This is a genomic window from Streptomyces sp. NPDC051018, from assembly GCF_044456085.1.
Taxonomy (GTDB): domain Bacteria; phylum Actinomycetota; class Actinomycetes; order Streptomycetales; family Streptomycetaceae; genus Streptomyces.
The window spans coordinates 476,646-493,591 of the sequence record NZ_JBITFN010000003.1 but is presented as its reverse complement, the minus strand read 5'-3'; the positions used below and the strand labels follow the sequence as shown (position 1 = coordinate 493,591).

General features: G+C 73.7%; 11 protein-coding genes and 1 pseudogene. 9 read left to right on the top strand and 3 right to left on the bottom strand.

All coding sequences use genetic code 11. The annotated features are described in order from the left end of the window. Window positions 1–268: 268 nt before the first annotated feature. Window positions 269–1,474, top strand: a complete 1,206-nt coding sequence (locus ACIBCM_RS08485; protein WP_399241185.1) for an aromatic acid exporter family protein — start codon at window positions 269–271, stop codon at window positions 1,472–1,474. 472 nt (window positions 1,475–1,946) lie between these two features. Here ACIBCM_RS08485 and ACIBCM_RS08480 read toward each other — a convergent pair whose 3' ends face one another. Beyond that, window positions 1,947–2,756 carry a VOC family protein gene (locus tag ACIBCM_RS08480; RefSeq protein WP_399241184.1) on the bottom strand — a complete coding sequence of 270 codons (810 nt, stop codon included), beginning with the start codon at window positions 2,754–2,756 and terminating at the stop codon, window positions 1,947–1,949. Window positions 2,757–3,040: 284 nt separating this feature from the next. On the opposite strand from ACIBCM_RS08480, the gene ACIBCM_RS08475 reads away from it, so the two are divergent. From ACIBCM_RS08475 to ACIBCM_RS08465, 3 genes are all read left to right on the top strand, one after another. Continuing rightward, entirely contained in the window at window positions 3,041–3,292 is a 252-nt protein-coding gene (locus tag ACIBCM_RS08475) for a DUF6158 family protein (RefSeq protein WP_399241183.1), read from the top strand. Window positions 3,293–3,677: 385 nt separating this feature from the next. Then, a complete protein-coding gene (locus tag ACIBCM_RS08470; protein WP_399241182.1) occupies window positions 3,678–3,950 on the top strand; it encodes a hypothetical protein in 273 nt (90 codons plus the stop codon). A gap of 237 nt (window positions 3,951–4,187) precedes the next feature. Beyond that, window positions 4,188–6,032: a transketolase gene (locus ACIBCM_RS08465; RefSeq protein WP_399241181.1), complete on the top strand. Its 1,845-nt coding sequence runs from the start codon at window positions 4,188–4,190 to the stop codon at window positions 6,030–6,032. 291 nt (window positions 6,033–6,323) lie between these two features. Here the strand turns inward: ACIBCM_RS08465 and ACIBCM_RS08460 are convergent, their stop codons facing one another. After that, on the bottom strand, window positions 6,324–6,494 hold the full coding sequence (locus ACIBCM_RS08460; RefSeq protein WP_399241180.1) for a hydrophobic protein: 171 nt from the start codon (window positions 6,492–6,494) through the stop codon (window positions 6,324–6,326). Between the two features lie 286 nt (window positions 6,495–6,780). Here ACIBCM_RS08460 and ACIBCM_RS08455 point away from each other — a divergent pair, with 286 nt between their 5' ends. Next, window positions 6,781–7,572, top strand: a complete 792-nt coding sequence (locus tag ACIBCM_RS08455; RefSeq protein ID WP_399241179.1) for a SigB/SigF/SigG family RNA polymerase sigma factor — start codon at window positions 6,781–6,783, stop codon at window positions 7,570–7,572. Between the two features lie 118 nt (window positions 7,573–7,690). Further along, window positions 7,691–8,224, top strand: a complete 534-nt coding sequence (locus tag ACIBCM_RS08450) for a DUF6328 family protein (RefSeq protein ID WP_399241285.1) — start codon at window positions 7,691–7,693, stop codon at window positions 8,222–8,224. 15 nt (window positions 8,225–8,239) lie between these two features. On the opposite strand, the pseudogene ACIBCM_RS08445 reads toward ACIBCM_RS08450, so the two are convergent. Beyond that, a pseudogene (locus ACIBCM_RS08445) lies at window positions 8,240–9,139 on the bottom strand (cation diffusion facilitator family transporter); the annotation flags it as partial. Window positions 9,140–9,773: 634 nt separating this feature from the next. On the opposite strand from ACIBCM_RS08445, the gene ACIBCM_RS08440 reads away from it, so the two are divergent. The 3 genes from ACIBCM_RS08440 (at window position 9,774) to ACIBCM_RS08430 (ending at window position 16,939) form a co-directional block, all read left to right on the top strand. After that, window positions 9,774–13,340: a phosphodiester glycosidase family protein gene (locus tag ACIBCM_RS08440; protein WP_399241178.1), complete on the top strand. Its 3,567-nt coding sequence runs from the start codon at window positions 9,774–9,776 to the stop codon at window positions 13,338–13,340. A gap of 205 nt (window positions 13,341–13,545) precedes the next feature. After that, window positions 13,546–14,379: an alpha/beta fold hydrolase gene (locus ACIBCM_RS08435; protein ID WP_399241177.1), complete on the top strand. Its 834-nt coding sequence runs from the start codon at window positions 13,546–13,548 to the stop codon at window positions 14,377–14,379. 403 nt (window positions 14,380–14,782) lie between these two features. Continuing rightward, window positions 14,783–16,939, top strand: a complete 2,157-nt coding sequence (locus tag ACIBCM_RS08430; RefSeq protein ID WP_399241176.1) for a SpoIIE family protein phosphatase — start codon at window positions 14,783–14,785, stop codon at window positions 16,937–16,939. Window positions 16,940–16,946: the final 7 nt, after the last annotated feature.

Sequence of the window (16,946 nt, the reverse complement as noted above, 5' to 3'; positions counted from 1 at the left end):
CCCATGCGTCCACCACCCCGCGCGGCGCCCGTACCGGGCCCGCGGTCACCCCCCCACTCTGGTGCCCCGGCCGTCCGACGGCACATCGGGAGCCTTCGGCGCCGCCGTTCCGGGGCGATTCGGCCGGTGGAGTCATGATCTTGTGCGTTCGTCCGAACATCCCGGGATCCCGGTGGCCGGGAAGGACTCAGCGGGCAGTCGTGTCACATGAGTCCACTCCGCCCCGCCCCGGACAGTGCCTGAGACGCGGCGACCGGCCCCCGCGTCGGTGATCGGGTTCATCGGCAGGCACTACCGCGACCCCGTCGTCGTCCAGACGCTGCGTTCGACGGCGGCGGCGACCATCGCGTACGTCGTGGCCCTCTGGCTGAGCAACGAGCCGGCCCCCCTGACCGCGCCGCTCACCGCCCTGCTCGTGGTCCAGGTGACCCTCTACTCCACCCTCACCACCGGTATCCGGCGGGTCAACTCGGTCGTCGTGGGCGTGCTGATCGCCAGTGGCTTCAGCCTGCTCGTCGGACTCAGCTGGTGGAGCCTCGGACTGATCATCCTGGCGTCGCTGATCGTCGGTCATATGGTCCGGGTGAGCGAGTTCGTGCCGGAGGTCGCGATCAGCGCGATGCTCGTCCTCGGTGTCACCCGGGTGGCCGACACGGCCTGGGACCGCGTCCTCGAAACCCTCATCGGCGCTGTGGTGGGGCTGCTGTTCAACGTGCTGTTCGTGCCGCCCGTCTGGGTGGGCACCGCGGGGGCGTCCATCGAGGAGCTCTCACGGCGGATGCGCCGTCTGCTGCTGTCCATCGGCGAGGAACTCCACACTCCCACCTCCGTGGAGACGGCCGCCGCCCGGCTCCACGAGGCACGGCGGCTCGACAACGACGTGGCCGAGGTGGACGCGGCGCTGCGGCAGGCCGAGGACAGCCTCAGATTCAACCCGAGGGTCAAGGAAGGGCTGCTGAACCGGGTGGTGCTCAGGACCGGCCTCGACACCCTGGAGATCTGCGCGGTGGTGCTGCGGGTGCTGGCCCGCACCATGACCGATCTGGCCAAGGAGCGCGGCGAGGCGGATCTCTTCCCCCGGGAGGCGGGGCTCGCGGTCGAGTCGCTGCTGTCCCATGTCGCCGACGCGCTGGTCAGCTTCGCCGTACTGGTCACCACCCAGGTCAGCGCGAGCGCCGAGGCGGCGGAGCGACGGCTGGCGGGGGAGCTGGAGGCCGCGGTGGCCGGCCGCGGACAGGCGGCCGCGCTGCTCCTCGCCGGCGTACAGGCCCATCCGCGCCACTGGCAGCTGCACGGCGCGCTGCTCGCGGAGATCGACCGCATCCTGGCCGAACTCGACCCGGAACAGCGCTCCCTGCGGCTGATGGAGGAGCTGGACCGCAGCGCCCGCGAGACACGGGAGAAGTACCCCCGTCTCGCCGCCGTCCGCCAGTGGGTGAGAGGAAGACGGCGCGAACGGTCGGCGGCCCGCTGACCGCCGGCGCTGACCGCCGGCCGGGCATCCGGCCCGTACCTCGCCCGGATCGTCGGAGCCGGGGTACGGGCGTCGGCGCGACCCGGGCCGGGGCCTGGCCTGGGGGCCGTGTCACGGGCGCCCGGGCGATCGGGCGGGAGCCTCCCGTTCAGGCAGGCGCCTCCCGTCCGGGCGCCGGCCGCTCGGCTCCCCGCCGCCGGGCCGCAGTCCGGCCGGTGCGGTCAGGTGCCGTCCGGTGCGGTCCGGTTGGTCCGCAACCGCGTTTCGGACCGCGAGATCGCGGTACGTGACGGGACATGCTCCCGTCACGTGGGGGAGCGCAGGCGCCGGAACGGTTGGGCCCGTCGGCGTCCGGTGCCGCCCCCGCCCGGGCGCGTCCGCCGCGTGACCCGGGCGGGCGCCCGCCGTCTGCCCCGGACCGGTTCGGCGCGCTTGTCGGGAGGTCCGTGCGTCCAAGGTCATCCGGGGCGTCTCAGAGACGGCCGGTGATGGTGAACAGGGCGCCGTCGGGATCCCGCACCACGGCCTCCTCGTGGCCGTCGGCCGTCGTGCGCCGGTCCAGGACCGCGCCGCCGCGGTCCAGCGCCGTACGGGCCGTCGCGTCCACGTCGTCGACGGGGAAGTGCACGTCCCAGCGGGGCCTGAGCAGGGGATCGGGCGCGGCCCCCAGGGCCCCGGAGCTGAGCCGCGCCAGCACATGGCCGTTGCTGACGAGCACCACCTCGTCGTTCTCGTAGCGCACATCGCAGCAGCCGGGGCGTCCGCTGGCCCACTCCAGCACCTCCCCGTAGAAGATCGCCGCGTCGAAGGCGTTACGGGTCCGCAGCAGCAGCCACGCGGGCGCGTCCTTGTGCCCGGACTGCCAGTCGGGGATCAGCGCACCCTCCCAGATGCCGAACACCGCGCCGTCGCGGTCCGAGGCCAGGGCGCCGCGACCCAGGGAGAAGGCGAGCGGGCCCACGGCGACCGTGCCACTGCGCTCGCGGATCCGCGCGGCGGCCTCGTCCGCGTCCGTGATGGCGAAGTACGGGGTCCAGGTGACGGCGACCTGAAGGGTCGGGGCCAGGGCTCCGATACCGGCCACCGGGGCGCCGTCGAGCATGGCGACGCTGAACTCGTCCCCCAGCCTGTCCCTGCGGAAGCCCCACCCCAGTACGGCGCCGTAGAAGTCCTGGGACGCCTTGAGGTCGCGGGCCATGAGGCTGACCCAGCACGGTGCGCCGAACACGTCCGCGCTCGATGTCGTCGCCGGCGCGTCGGCCGGTCCTGTCTTCTTGTCCATCACACTCGTGTCCTGAGATCTACGCGGTGTGCGCGATGTCCTCGGCGGTGCCCGGCGCGGGGGCTCGGGCCGGACGGAAACGCGGCCGGGACCGGATGCCCTCATCCTCCACTGGGGGCCGCGTCCCCGCGAGTCGCAGGGCCGCCGGGGTGCGCCACCCGGCGCGCGCCGGGAGCCCGGGTTGCGGATGTCCTCCCGGAAGGGCCGGATGGTGCGCACTCCGCGGGTACCCGTGGAGTGTGAGTGACACCCGGTACCAACGGACGGAAGGGAGCACGGCTGCCATGACGCAGGCCGAGAAACAGCCCAGGGGCATCGAGGCCGCCCGCCTCGGCGAGCACGAGCTGATCCGGGAACTGGAGACCATCCACCGCAGCCGCCACGACACCCTGCTCCACGGGTCGGCCGCCGCCCTCGCCGCCCACACCACCCGGATGGCCGAACTGGAGGCGGAGTATCTGCGCCGTCACCCCGAACGGCCGGTCTCGGCGGGCCGGACCAGGGCCGGTGCCAGGGCCCGTACCCAGCCGAGGTGACCCGTCGGTCAACTGTCCGGGTACGGAGAGTGACGTCACCCGCCTCGGTGTGCGAGCCGCCAGCGGTTCCCCTTCAGAGGCCGCTCGCCGCCCGCCGGTGATCCGGGGCGGCGCGCGGGCCGCAGTGGCCTGTCTGCCGTCCGCCGCGTGGACCGTGCCCGGTCGGCCCCGGCCACCCCTGCCCGGGCCGCTCACTCGTCCTGACGGCCCGGAGATCTCCGTACGGGGCGATCCCCTGCGCCTGCCCGCCCGCCTCCGTCCCGCCTCGGCCTGTGCCGCCTGTTCGCATGAACCTCCCCCGGACGGGTACCCGCGGGAGGCCGACGGCCCCCGCCGGAATCGGCGGACCGCCCGTCCGCGACCGGAACACAGGAAGGTGGAGCTGATGGGCCGGGGCGGGTGCATCGTCCTGATCGCCGTGGGAGCGATCCTCACCTTCGCCACCGACTGGGAGACGAAGGGCGCCGACCTTGATGTGATCGGCCTGATCCTGATCGCCGTGCGCGTCATCGGCGTGGTCACTTTCACGAGCATCGCCGGGCGACGGCGGCTCGTCGTGCCGCCCCCGGCCTCCGTGGCCGACGAGGAGCGGAGCCGACGGCCGTACGAGCGAGGGCGCCCCCGGACGATCACACGACGTATCCGCGGACTCCCGTGACCTCGTCACCGTCACCCCGGCACCGCGGAAGACGATCGTGAGCCGTAGCCGTAGCCGTAGCCGTAGCCGTATGGCCGTCGCGGGTGCGGTCACCGGCGGTCACCCCTTCGCCGCCGGGACAACCGGGTGCGCGTCGCCCGGGCCGGTACGGGTACCCGGCGGTCCGGAGCGGTCCGTGACACCGGGGCCGGATCACCGGGACCGGGGACGCCGACGACTCGGGCAAGGAGCGTTGAGATGCGATACGAACAGCTGGCAGAACTGGGACAGCAACTGCGGGTGGACGCCGTCCGCGCCGCCGACGCGGCCGGGTCCGGCCATCCGACCTCGGCCATGTCCGCCGCCGATATCGCCGCCGTCCTGGTGGCCAACCATCTGCGCTACGACTTCGGGCGGCCGGACCACCCCGGCAACGACCGGCTGGTCCTCTCCAAGGGCCATGCCTCACCGCTGCTGTACGCGCTCTACCGCGCGGTCGGGGTCGTCGACGACGAGGAACTGCTCACCTTCCGCCGGCGCGGCAGCAGGCTCGAAGGCCATCCGACACCCCGGCTGCCGTGGGTGGACGTGGCCACCGGCTCGCTCGGCCAGGGCCTTCCCGTAGGCGTCGGCATGGCGCTGGCGGGCGAGCGCCTGGACCGGGTCCCGTACCGCGTCTGGGTGCTGGCGGGTGACAGCGAGATGGCCGAGGGCTCGGTCTGGGAGGCCGTCGAGCACGCGGCATACGAGCGCCTCGACCGGCTGACTCTGATCGTCGACGTCAACCGGCTCGGCCAGCGGGGTCCCACCCGGCACGGCTGGGACCTCGACGCGTACGCCCGCAGGCTCCAGGCCTTCGGCTGGCACACCGTCGAGACCGACGGACACGATGTGAGGGCCGTCGACGAGGCCCTGAGCGAGGCCGAGGCGACGACCGGGCGGCCCACCGCGATCATCGCCCGTACCCGCAAGGGACGCGGGGTCGCGGCCGTCGAGGACCGCGAGGGACACCACGGCAAACCGCTGTCCGACGCCTCCGCCGCGATCGCGGAACTGGGCGGACCGCGCTTCATCACCGTGGATGTGGCCGCGCCCCCGGACGCCCGCGTCGAGCGGGAGAAGCCGGCCGGCGTCCCCGGGACACCGCGGTACGGCATCGGGGACTCCGTCGCCACCCGGGACGCGTTCGGTGAGGCCCTCGCCGCGCTCGGCTCCCGGCGTCCGGAGGTCGTCGCCCTCGACGGCGAGGTCGGCGACTCCACCCGCACCGCGGCCTTCCAGAAGGCGCACCCCGGGCGGTTCTTCGAGTGCTACATCGCCGAACAGCAGCTCGTGGCCGCGGCGGTGGGCCTGCGGGCCCGCGGATACACCCCGTACGCCTCCACCTTCGCCGCGTTTCTGACACGCGCTCATGACTTCGTGAGGATGGCCGCGGTGAGCGGTACGGCGATCAACCTCGTCGGTTCGCACGCCGGGGTGGCCATCGGCGAGGACGGGCCGTCCCAGATGGGTCTTGAGGACCTGGCGATGTTCCGCGCGGTCCACGGCAGCACCGTGCTGTACCCGTGTGACGCCAACCAGACCGTCAGCCTCGTCTCCGCCATGGCGGAGCTGCCCGGTATCGGCTATCTGCGTACCACCCGCGGCGCGACCCCGGTGCTGTACGGCCCCGGGGAGGAGTTCCCCGTCGGCGGCTCCAGGGTGCTGCGGTCGGGGGAGCGGGACCGGGTGACGGTCGTGGCCGCCGGGGTGACCGTGCACGAGGCGCTGCGCGCAGCGGACCTCGCGGCGGCCGAGGGCATCGGTGTACGCGTCGTCGACCTCTACTCGGTCGAGCCGGTCGATGTGGCGACGCTCCTGGACGCGGCGGAGGCCACGGGCTGTCTGATGACGGTCGAGGACCACCATCCCGAGGGCGGTCTCGGCGACGCGGTCGCCTCGGCCTTCACCGACGGCCGTCCCGTCCCGAGGCTGGTCCGGCTCGCGGTGCGGAACATGCCGGGTTCGGCCACGCCCGAGGAGCAGCTCCACATCGCGGGAATCGACGCGGCGTCGATCGCGGCGGCCGTGCGTCTGCTGGTGGGGGAGTCCGTGGTCCGCTGACCGGGCCGCGTCCCGGGGCCATTTCCGTACGGGCCCGGGTGGCGCCCGGTGATGCGTCACCCGCCGGTGAGGCAGGGGGTGTACGCCGAAGAGGTGGCCGCCCGCCCAACGGAATTCGGCGCGAGGGCGGGGGACGGCCGTGACCGCCGTACGAGGACGCGGGCCGGCGGCCGTACGGACGGCAGTGGACGGACGGCGTCGAGGGACACGGGACGTTGAGGGACACGGACGGCACGGACGGCGGTGAGGGCGGCCCCCGCGGGGGCCGCCCTCACCGCTCGCTCCGCACGTCTACCAGCGGTACCAGCGCGACCTGGTGCCGCCCGCCGATGTGCTCCTCATCAGGAAGCCCAGCAGCCAGACCACCAGAACGGCCAGCGCTATCCACCACAGCGCCTTCACCGCGAATCCGACACCGAACAGAATGACCGCCAACAGCAGAACGAGTAGGATCGGAACCATAATTCTGCACCTCCGGGACAACGGGTGCCCGGAAGAGACCGCCCCAGTCCCTGTGGTGAGTTGCGGTTATCGGTTTCCGGCGCTCCGTATGAAGCGGGTACCCGCCCGGTGAAGGGTCGCAGAACAGTCCGTGTTTGCCTCCGCGAGGCGGGGGCAGACGCCTTTACGTGCTTCGGACCGGAGGCACACCCGCGGAGCGCAGACACCCCCCGATGTGAGGGTGAATTCTCATTCGCGGTTGTCCGGACGCATCATCCGTTCGCACCGCCGAGGGAGTGGCGCGCATATGCGCACACACGCGAGCACACAGCACTCACACGACGACGCCCCCGATACGCAGGCCGCCTTCACCCGGCTCGCCGGACTGTCCGAGGGGCCCGAGCGCGACGCCCTGCGCCAGGAGCTGGTGAACGCGTGGCTGCCGATGTCCCAGCGCCTCGCCGGCCGGTTCCGCAACCGCGGCGAGAGCCTGGAGGACCTCTGCCAGGTCGCCGCCCTCGGTCTGATCAAGGCCGTCGACCGTTACGACCCGGGCCGCGGCCACGCCTTCGTGAGCTTTGCCGTACCGACCATCACGGGCGAGGTGAAGCGCCATTTCCGGGACCATATGTGGACTCTGCATGTACCGCGTCGGGTTCAGGACCAGCGTAATCGCGTCCGGGCCGCCCAGCAGGAGCTGAGCCGGACCGTCCCCGGCCGCTCCCCGACCGAGGAGGAGATCGCCGCCGAGGCGGGGCTGTCACTGGAGGAGACCCGGGCGGGCCTGGAGGCCATCGGTTCCTTCCGTACGCTCTCCCTGGACGCCGAGATCCCCGGCGGCGACCAGGGCCGCACCATGACGGACGCCCTCGGCGGGCCCGATCCGGCGCTCGATGTCGTCATCGACCGCGAGGCGGTGAAGCCCCGGCTGCGCGAGCTGCCCGAGCGCGAGCGGAAGATCCTGTACATGAGGTTCTTCCGCGATATGACCCAGAGTCGTATCGCCGAGGACCTCGGGATCTCCCAGATGCATGTGTCTCGGCTGATCAGCAATTCGTGTGACCGTCTGCGCCGCCAGATCATGCAGGATGCCGCATAGGTGTCAGCGGCGCCCCGGCGGCCGTCACCCCGGGACGGAACCACCGGAGTTCATATCAATCCAGAGGTCATGTGAAGAGAGGTCATATGACTACGGGAGTGAATCGGGAGGTCGTACGGTGTCCGACAACGGAGGCGATTTTCGCCGCGGCCGGCGGGAAACGGAAGAGGAGAGAGCAGACCGGCGCTGGAACGACCTTCTCCAGGAATTGCGGGTGGTGCAGACCGGAGTGCAGATCCTCTTCGGATTCCTGCTGTCCGTGGTCTTCCAGCCGCGATTCACCACGCTGTCGGAAACGGACCAGGACATCTATCTGGCGACGGTGCTGCTGGGCGCGGCGACGACCGGCGCCCTCATCGCCCCGGTGTCGTTCCACCGGCTCCTGACCGGCCACCGGCTGAAGCCGCAGACCGTCGACTGGGCCTCCCGGCTCACGATGGTCGGGATGTTCCTGCTGCTGTGCACGATGGCCTCGGTGCTTCTGCTGATCCTGCGACTCGTCCTCCCCGACACCCTCGCCCTCTGGCTCGTGATCGGCATGGCGGCCTGGTTCGTCCTCTGCTGGCTCGTGCTGCCGCTGTGGATGCGGGCCCGGCACATCGCCGAACTGGACCGGCCGACTCCCGGCGGCACCCGCCGCGGGGACTCCTGACGCGGGACCGCCGCCGGGCGGCGCCTCGACGATGTCGAGGAAGAGATGGTCCGCCTGGGGCCACCGCTCGGCGATGCTCCGCTTGATCCGTACGCACACCAACTCGACCTCCTCGCTGTCGAGGCCGGGGGTGAGATCGATCCGCGCGGCCACCAGCGTCGAGTCCAGGCCGAGACGCATGGTGAGCAGCGCGGCGACATTGTCGATCTCGGGCTGAGCACCGAGGAAGGCCCCGATACGCTCACGCAGCCGCGGGTCCACCGCCTCCCCGATCAGCCGGTCGCGGGCCTCCCGGGCGAGCCGGAAGGCGACGTAGACGAGCAGCAGCCCGATCGCGAGGGACGCGCACGCCTCCCACGCCACCTGCCCGGTGAGCAGATGAAGGCCCATTCCTGCCATGGCGAGGAGTACCCCCAGCACGGCCGATGAGTCCTCGGCGACGACCGTCCGCAGCGCGGGATCTCGCGCGCCCTCGCGCTGCCCGCGGAGCTGGTGCAGGGCGCGCAGCAGTGAGCCGCCCTCCGCGATCAGCGCCACGGCGAGCACCGCCAGCCCCGCGATGTAACCGGTCGGGGATTCCCCCCGGTCCGTGCCGAACGCCCGGATGCCCTGGTAGAACGAGAAACAGCCGCCCATGACGAAGATCCCGACCGCGGCGAGCAGCGCCCAGAAGTAGCGCTCCTTGCCGTATCCGAAGGGGTGGCGCGAGTCCGGCGGGCGGCGGCTGCGCCGCAGGGCGATCAGGAGGAACACCTCGTTGAGGCTGTCGGCGACGGAGTGGGCCGCCTCCGACAGCAGCGCGGGGGAGGCGGCGAGGAAGCCGCCGACGGCCTTGGCCACGGCGATCACGAGGTTCGCCGCGAGGGCCACGAGCACCGTCACCCGGGTCCTGCCGTCGGTTTTCTGCCGGTCCACATCGGTCACCGTCCGTCGGGGGCGGGGAGGGCGTACGCGTGGGCCGTACACCCTGACGGAGCGCCCGGTACCGGCCGGGTGCCCCGCGTGTTCCGGGCCAATCCCGGAAGACCGGGGCGGCCCGCCGTGGACGCCGGGCGCACCCGGTGGCGACGGCCGGACGGGGGTGGCGGGCGAACGGGGATGACGGCGGGTGGCCGGGCCCGGCGTCGGCCGGTTGCCGGCCGCACACCGCGTGCCGTGCTTCAGACCGCCGTGGCCGATGGGCAGTGCGCCGGCGCTCCGTCCGCCACGACCTGGCTGGAGATTCCGTTCACGCCGACGGGGCCATAGCCCGGGAGGATCCCCCGGTACGCGGGCGCGGCGGGCCGCCGGGGCCCTCCGGGGAGCGGTGCCCTGGGGCGTGGTGGTGGCAGAGCACCAGGTCACAGGAGTCCGGGACCGGCGGACCACGGTGGCCCGCCCTCGCCGGACTGCCCCCTGCCCCGGTCCGTTCCGGTGCGGCCCGCGATCATGGCCGGACATACGCCCCCGGGTGTTCCGGTTATCGGCTGGCGCGCCGGTACAGTCGCCGCGACGCTGTCCCAGGACATCGCTCGCCGCCCGTCCGACCAGCCGTGAACCGGGAGACGTTGTGGACCGAAGGACAGCGGGACGGGCCCTCGCGGTGATCGCCGTCCTGTCCGCGCTCACGGCCGGAGGCATCCCCGGGGCGGCCGCCACCGGAACGATCCCCGATCCCCGTCCCCGTACCGCCGCCGAAGTCCTGCGGCCGGTCGCGCCCCCGCCCCCGGGCAGCGTCACCGTCACCCCGGAACCGGGATCCGCGCCCGGCCGGGCGGCGGACGGGGACACGGGCGACGGCATCGAGACCGCGCGGACCTCCCGGCCCGTCGCCCCGGGCATCCGGCTCACCTCCTACGACCGGCTGGAATCCGCCTCCTGGCTGCGCGTCGACACCCTCACCGTCGACCTCGACGGCAGCGGCGCGCAGGCCGGGTACCTGTCCGCCGGGACGGTCACCGGCCGCGATACCGTGAGCCGGCTCGCCGCCCGCCACCGGCCGGGGCCCGGACGGCGTACGGTCGCCGCGGTCAACGCCGACTTCTTCGACATCAACCGGACCGGCGCGCCGCTGGGTCCCGGGCTCCGCCACGGCGAGATCACCCACTCAGCCGCCCCGGGCGCCGAACGGGCCGTCGGCATCGGACCCGGCGGCGCGGGACGCATCCTGCGGCTCTTCTTCGACGGCACCCTCACCCTGCCGTCCGGACCCCATCCGCTCACCGCCTACAACGCCGCCCGGGTGCCCTCGGGAGGCATCGGCGCCTACACCCCGGCGTGGGGGAGCGCCGACCGGGCCGGGACCGCGGGCGGGGCCGCGCCCGTCGCCGAGGCGGCCGTACGCGAGGGGAAGGTCGTCTCCGTCACCGATCGGCCCGGCACCGGGCCGATCCCCGCGGGCACCACCGTGCTCGTCGGACGGGAGGCCGGTGCCGGTGTGCTCGGCGCCCTGCGTCCGGGCGACCCCGTCTCCCTGTCCTACCGCCCGCGCACCGACTCCGGCCCCGTCCCGCGCACGGCGGTCGGCGGCCGTGAACTCCTCGTCGTCGACGGCGTCGCGCAGAACCACGACGGCCGCCCCAACAACACTCCCGCCCCGCGCACCGCCGTCGGCTTCTCCCGCGACGGGCGCACCCTGCGGATCGTCACCGTCGACGGCCGGCAGGCCGACAGCGGCGGCATCACCCTCACCCGGCTCGGTCTGATGATGCGCCGGGCCGGGGCGCACAACGCCCTCAACCTCGACGGCGGCGGCTCCAGTACCCTGCTCGCCCGGGATGTGGGCAGCGATACGCTCCAGGTCGAGAACAGCCCCTCCGACGGCAGTGAACGCGCGGTCCCCAACGGCCTGGTGCTCACCGCACCCGACGGCAGCGGCGAGCTGCGCGGTTTCCGGGTCACCACCCGCACCCCCGCGTCCGCCGCGCCCACCGCCTCCCCCGTCCGGGGCGGGCACCCCGAACGGGTCTTCCCCGGCCTGACCCGGGCCCTCACCGCGGCCGGATACGACGAGACATACGGCCCCGCCACCGGGACCCCCGTCTGGCGGACCACGGATCCCTCGGTCGGCACCGCCGACCGGCAGGGGGTCTTCCGGGGCGTTCGCACGGGCACCACCACCGTCCGCGCCGAACAGGGCGAAGCCCGCGGCGGCACCGGTATGACCGTCCTCGGCACCCTCACCCGTATCGAACCCACCACCCGGCGCATCGGACTCGCCGGGGCAGGGGCCAGGGGCACCTTCGGTCTTGTCGGCTTCGACGCCCAGGGCAACAGCGCGCCCATCGAACCCGCGGACGTCCGGCTCGGCTACGACCCCGCCCTTCTCGCCGTACGCGACGACGGAGCGGGCTCCTTCACGGTCACCGCCCGCACGGCATCCGGAGCCGGCCGGATCACGGCGACCGCCGGGGGAGTCGGCACCACGCTGGGCGTCGGCACCGGCCTCACCGAAACACCGCTCGCCGACTTCGACGACGCCGGATCCTGGACCTTCAGCCACGCCCGCGCCGGGGGCTCCCTCGCGGCGACGCCCGGCGGACACAGCGGCACCGGACTGGAGATCGCCTACGACTTCACCCGGTCGACCGCGACCCGCGCCGTCTACGCCACCCCGCCCAGGCCGATCGCGCTGCCCGGCCGCCCCCAGTCGTTCACCCTCCGGATCCACGGTGACGGCAAGGGAGCGTGGCCCACCCTCCACCTCAAGGACGCATCCGGCGCCGACCAGCTGCTCCGGGGGCCGTACATCACCTGGCACGGGTGGCGCCAGGTGGGATTCACCGTGCCGCCGGGGGCGGCGGCCCCGGTCGCGGTGCACCGGTTCTATCTCGCCGAGACCGCGGCCACCGCCCAGTACACGGGCCGCGTCGTGGTCGACGGGCTCGCCGCGCAGGTACCGCCCGTGGTCGATCTGCCCGAGGAGCGCCCCGCCCCCGATCCGCTCATCGGCACGGCGGCGGACGTCCGGGGCAGGGACTGGCGGTTCGCCGTGATGTCCGACGCGCAGTTCGTCGCCCGCGACCCCGACGGTACGGCCGTCCGGCAGGCGCGCCGGACGCTGCGAGAGATCAGGGCGGCGGCACCGGACTTCCTGGTCGTGAACGGCGACCTCGTCGACGAGGGGTCGCCGGCCGACCTCGCGTTCGCGCGGCGGGTGCTCACGGAGGAGCTGGGCGAGGCGCTGCCCTGGTACTACGTGCCCGGCAACCACGAGCTCATGGGCGGTGGGATCGACCGGTTCACCGCCGAGTTCGGCGCGGCTTCCCGTACGTTCGACCATCGCGGCACCCGCTTCGTGACCCTGGACACCTCGTCCCTGTCGTTGCGCGGCGGCGGGATCGCCCAGATCGCGCGGCTGCGCGCCGGGCTCGACACGGCGGCGCGCGAGCCGGGCGTCCACTCCGTGATCGTCGTCGGGCATGTGCCGCCGCGCGACCCGGCACCCCTCGGCGGCAGCCGGCTCACCGACCGGAAGGAGGCGGCGCTGATCGAGGAGTGGCTCGCGGAGTTCCGCCGCACCACGGGCAAGGGCGCCGCCCTCGTCGCCGCTCACGCGGGGGTCTTCCACGCGGGGCGCGTCGACGGCGTCCCGTATCTGATCAACGGCAACTCCGGGAAGACCCCGGCGGGCCCGGTGGACCGGGGTGGCTTCACGGGCTGGTCGCTCATCGGCGTGGACACCCCGGACACCCCGGATGCCTCGGACAGCCCGGACACCCCGGATACCCCGGACGCCTCCCGTCGGGGTCCGGGCGCCGGAACGGACTGGCTCTCGGCCCAGACCCGCGCCCACACCGACGCGCTCACCCTGGAGGCGCCACCGGTCCTGCGCCCCGGTGACACCGGGACGGTCCGGGCGACGGTCACCCAGGGCGCGCGGCACATTCCGGCGGCCCACCCGATGAGCGTGGACTGGACGGGCTCGCCGGATGTGTATGTGGGCGACCCCCGGTCCGCGGGCGCGGCGCGCCACCGCTACACCGCCGCCTTCGATCCGGCGACCGGCCGGCTGACGGCCTGGCGCACAGGCACCGTCACGCTCGCCGTCACCGTGGCGGACCGCACCCAGCGGTCTCGGATCCGGGTGGAGGCGGAGCCGCGGACACCCGCGGGCACCGCGCGAACGGCCCCCTGACGGGCGCCCCACGGGCCGGTGTCCGGCCGGGTGCGGGACGGCCGGGGAGAGGGCGCGGGGCAGCCGGGAGAAAAGCGTCCGGAAAAAAATCCGGAGCCGATGTCGATCGGGCCCCGTCCCGTTCGACGCAGGGGTGAGAGGCGGGGAAGGCACCCGCCTCGCCCAGGCCGCGTCCCGTGCGGCACCCATCGGCTCAGGAGGATCCATGGCCACCGCCCCCACCGTTCCCGTCGACGCCCGCACCCTGGAGGTACCGGGGGCGCGCCTGCACTACGAGGTGCGGGGTTCGGGCCCGCTCGTGGTGCTGGTCGGCGCCCCGATGGACGCCGTCGCCTTCGCACCGCTGGCGGATCTGCTCGCCGCCGACCACACCGTCCTCACCACCGACCCGCGGGGTATCAACCGCAGCCCGGTCGACGACCCGGACGCCGACTCGACTCCGGCGATGCGCGCCGATGACCTCTCCCGGCTCATCGCCCATCTCGACGCGGGTCCGGCCGTGGTCCTGGGTTCCAGCGGCGGTGCGGTCACCGCGCTCGCCCTGGTGGAGGCGCACCCGGAGCAGGTGCGTACCGTCGTCGCCCACGAGCCCCCGCTCGACGAACTCCTCGACGACCGCGAACAGGTCCGCGCCCGGACCGAGGACCTGATCGCCGCCTATCTCGCCGGGGACGTACTGGGGGCCTGGCGGAAGTTCTTCGGCCTGGCCGGTATCGAGCTGCCCGACAGTGTGGTCGAGCACATGTTCGGCGGGGAGCGCGATCCTCAGGCGGTCGCGGACGAGCGCTTCTGGTTCGCGCACGAGATGCTGCCGTCCGTCACCTGGCAGCCCGACATCTCGGCGCTCGGCTCCGCGCCCACCCGGGTCGTGGTGGGCATCGGCAAGGACTCGGCGGGCCAGAGCTGCGACCGTACGTCGAGGGCTCTCGCCGCGGCACTGGGCATCGAGCCCACGATCTTCCCCGGTGACCACACCGGGTTCGCCGACGACCCCGGTACGTTCGCCGTCCGCCTGCGCGAGGTCCTGCGCGAGCACTGACCCGCTCCCCGGCACCGGCCCGGCCCGCGGTGCTCCGTCGCGGCGTTGTCCAGCCCGCCGCGACGGAGCGGGGACGCGGGTCCCGCAGCTGTACCAGAGCCGGGGCGAGAGCCCGGTGGTCCCGGTTCCCGCGGTCGGCGGACCATTGTCGGAAGGGACGGAACGGAGGTGGGGGTGGGGGCACGCCGGGCCCCGCCCCCACAGCGGGAGCACACCGGCCCGACGGGCGCGGTCCGGCCCTGCCCCGGCCCGACGGTGCCGGGGCAGGGCCGGAGGCCGGTTCCGGCGGCGGTACCCCCGCGGGGGTACCCGGCGGAACCGGCCTCCGGCCCCGACCCCTGCCTCCCGGGGAATGCCCCCGGACCTCGCCTCGCGGGAAACATCGACTGCGGGCAGCCTGGTCATGAGGGGCACGGAGGAGGTGGTTCCCCTGGGTGCTCCGCGTGCGCCCCGGCCCGTCGCCCCCGACGCGGACGGCGACGGCCCGCAGCCGCTGCTGTCGCTCGCGCTGGCCGGGATGCTGGAGGGCGTCCACGCACACTCGGGGGCCCTGTATCTGCTTCCCCGCCACGGCGAGGTCCTGGAGATGGTGGCCAAGGCCGGGCTGCCCCGGTCGTTCTCCGCGCCCTGGGAACGCGTCCCCCTCACCGCGCCCATGCCGGTCGCCGACGCCATCCGCGAACGCCGGCTCATCTGGATCTCCGGCGAGGAGGAGATGGCCCGTCGCTATCCGAGGATCGCCGTCGTCCTGCCCTATCCGTACTGTCTGGCCGCCCTGCCGGTCACACACGGCGACACCGTGTACGGAGCCGTGTACCTCACCTGGCCGGGCTCCCACCCGGCCGGACTCTCCGACGCGGAACTCACCCAGCTGACGACGGCCTGTGAGCGGCTGGCGCTCCGTCTGGAGCATGCCGCGGAGGCAGGGCAGCCGGTCCTGCCCTCCCCGGGCGTGATCGAGGCGGGGTCCATGGGACCGGCCAGGACCAGCGGCGCGGTCGAGGCGGCCCGGATGCTCGCGCGGATCCCGGAGGGCCTGTGCGCCCTCGATGTGGAGGGCCGGGTCACCTACGCCAGTCCCGCCACCGGGGACCTCCTCGGCCTCCCCGCCTCCCGGCTGAGGGGCAAGCAGCTGTGGACCGCGGCCGGCTGGCTGGACGACCCCGTGTACGAGGACCGCTACCGCGCGGCGATGCTCAGCCAGCGGCCGACCTCGTTCACCGTCCTGCGGCCGCCGCGGAGCTGGCTCACCTTCCGGCTGTACCCCAGCCGGAACGGCATCAGCGTGCACATCGCCCCGGCCGGCGCCACCGAGGGCGGCCCGCTGCCCGACACCCCGCCCGGCCGGTCGGGCAGTCTGGTGACGATCTCCCACATCCTGAGCCTGGCGAGCGCGCTGACCAAGGCCGTCGGCGTCTCGGACGTGATCGAGACGGTCGCGGACGAGATCATGCCCACGCTCGGCAGCGACGCACTGGTGATGCTGGCGGCCGAGAACAACCGCCTGCGCGTGCTCGGACAGCGCGGCTACCGCGACCCCGGGATCGTGGAACGCTGGGACGGCACCCCGATGACCGCCCAGATCCCCGGCGTCCAGGCCCTCACCACCGGCGTTCCGTCGTTCTTCGAGTCGCGGCTGGAGCTGGAACGCGTCTACCCCACCCGGTTCGCCACCCCCGACGGCATGGCCGCCTGGGCCTATCTCCCGCTCATCGCGTCCGGGCGGCCCGTCGGCGCCTGCGTCCTCGGCTACGCGCGGGAGCACGACTTCTCGACGGACGAACGAGCTGTGCTCACCAGCCTCGGCGGGCTCATCGCGCAGGCGCTGGAACGGGCCCGGCTGTACGACGCCAAGCTCCGGCTCGCCCACGGCCTCCAGTCCTCCCTGCTGCCGAACTCCCTGCCCCTCCTGCCCGGTCTGGAGGCCGCCGCCCGCTATCTGCCGGGCTCCCACGGCATGGACATCGGAGGGGACTTCTACGACCTCGTCCCGGTGCACGGCCGGGCCGCCGCCGTCATCGGGGACGTCCAGGGGCACAACGCCACCGCCGCGGGACTCATGGGCCAGGTCCGCACCGCCGTACGCGCCTACACGGCCGTCGGCCAGCCGCCCCGCCAGGTCGTGGAGAGCACCAACCGGCTCCTCATCGACCTCGACGCGGATCTGCTCACGAGCTGCGCCTACCTCCATCTGGACCTGCCCGCCCGGCGGGCCGTCTTCGCCCGCGCCGGGCATCCCCAGCCGCTGCTGCGCGAGCCCGACGGCCGGGTACGGGTGCTGGAGCTGGCGGGCGGCCCGCTGCTCGGCGTCGACCGGCAGGCGGTGTACCCCACCACGGAGGTACCGCTCGTGCCCGGATCGATCCTGGTCCTCTACACCGACGGGCTGATCGAGGAGCCCGGCGTCGACCTCGACGATTCCCTCGGCGCCCTGGCCGGACGGCTCGGCCGCCTGCCCGCCGACTCGCTCGAAACCCTGGCCGACGCCCTGATGGAACAGCCCGGCGCCGCCCGGCGCGGCGACGACACCGCACTCCTGCTGCTGCGCCCCGGACCATGAGGTCCGG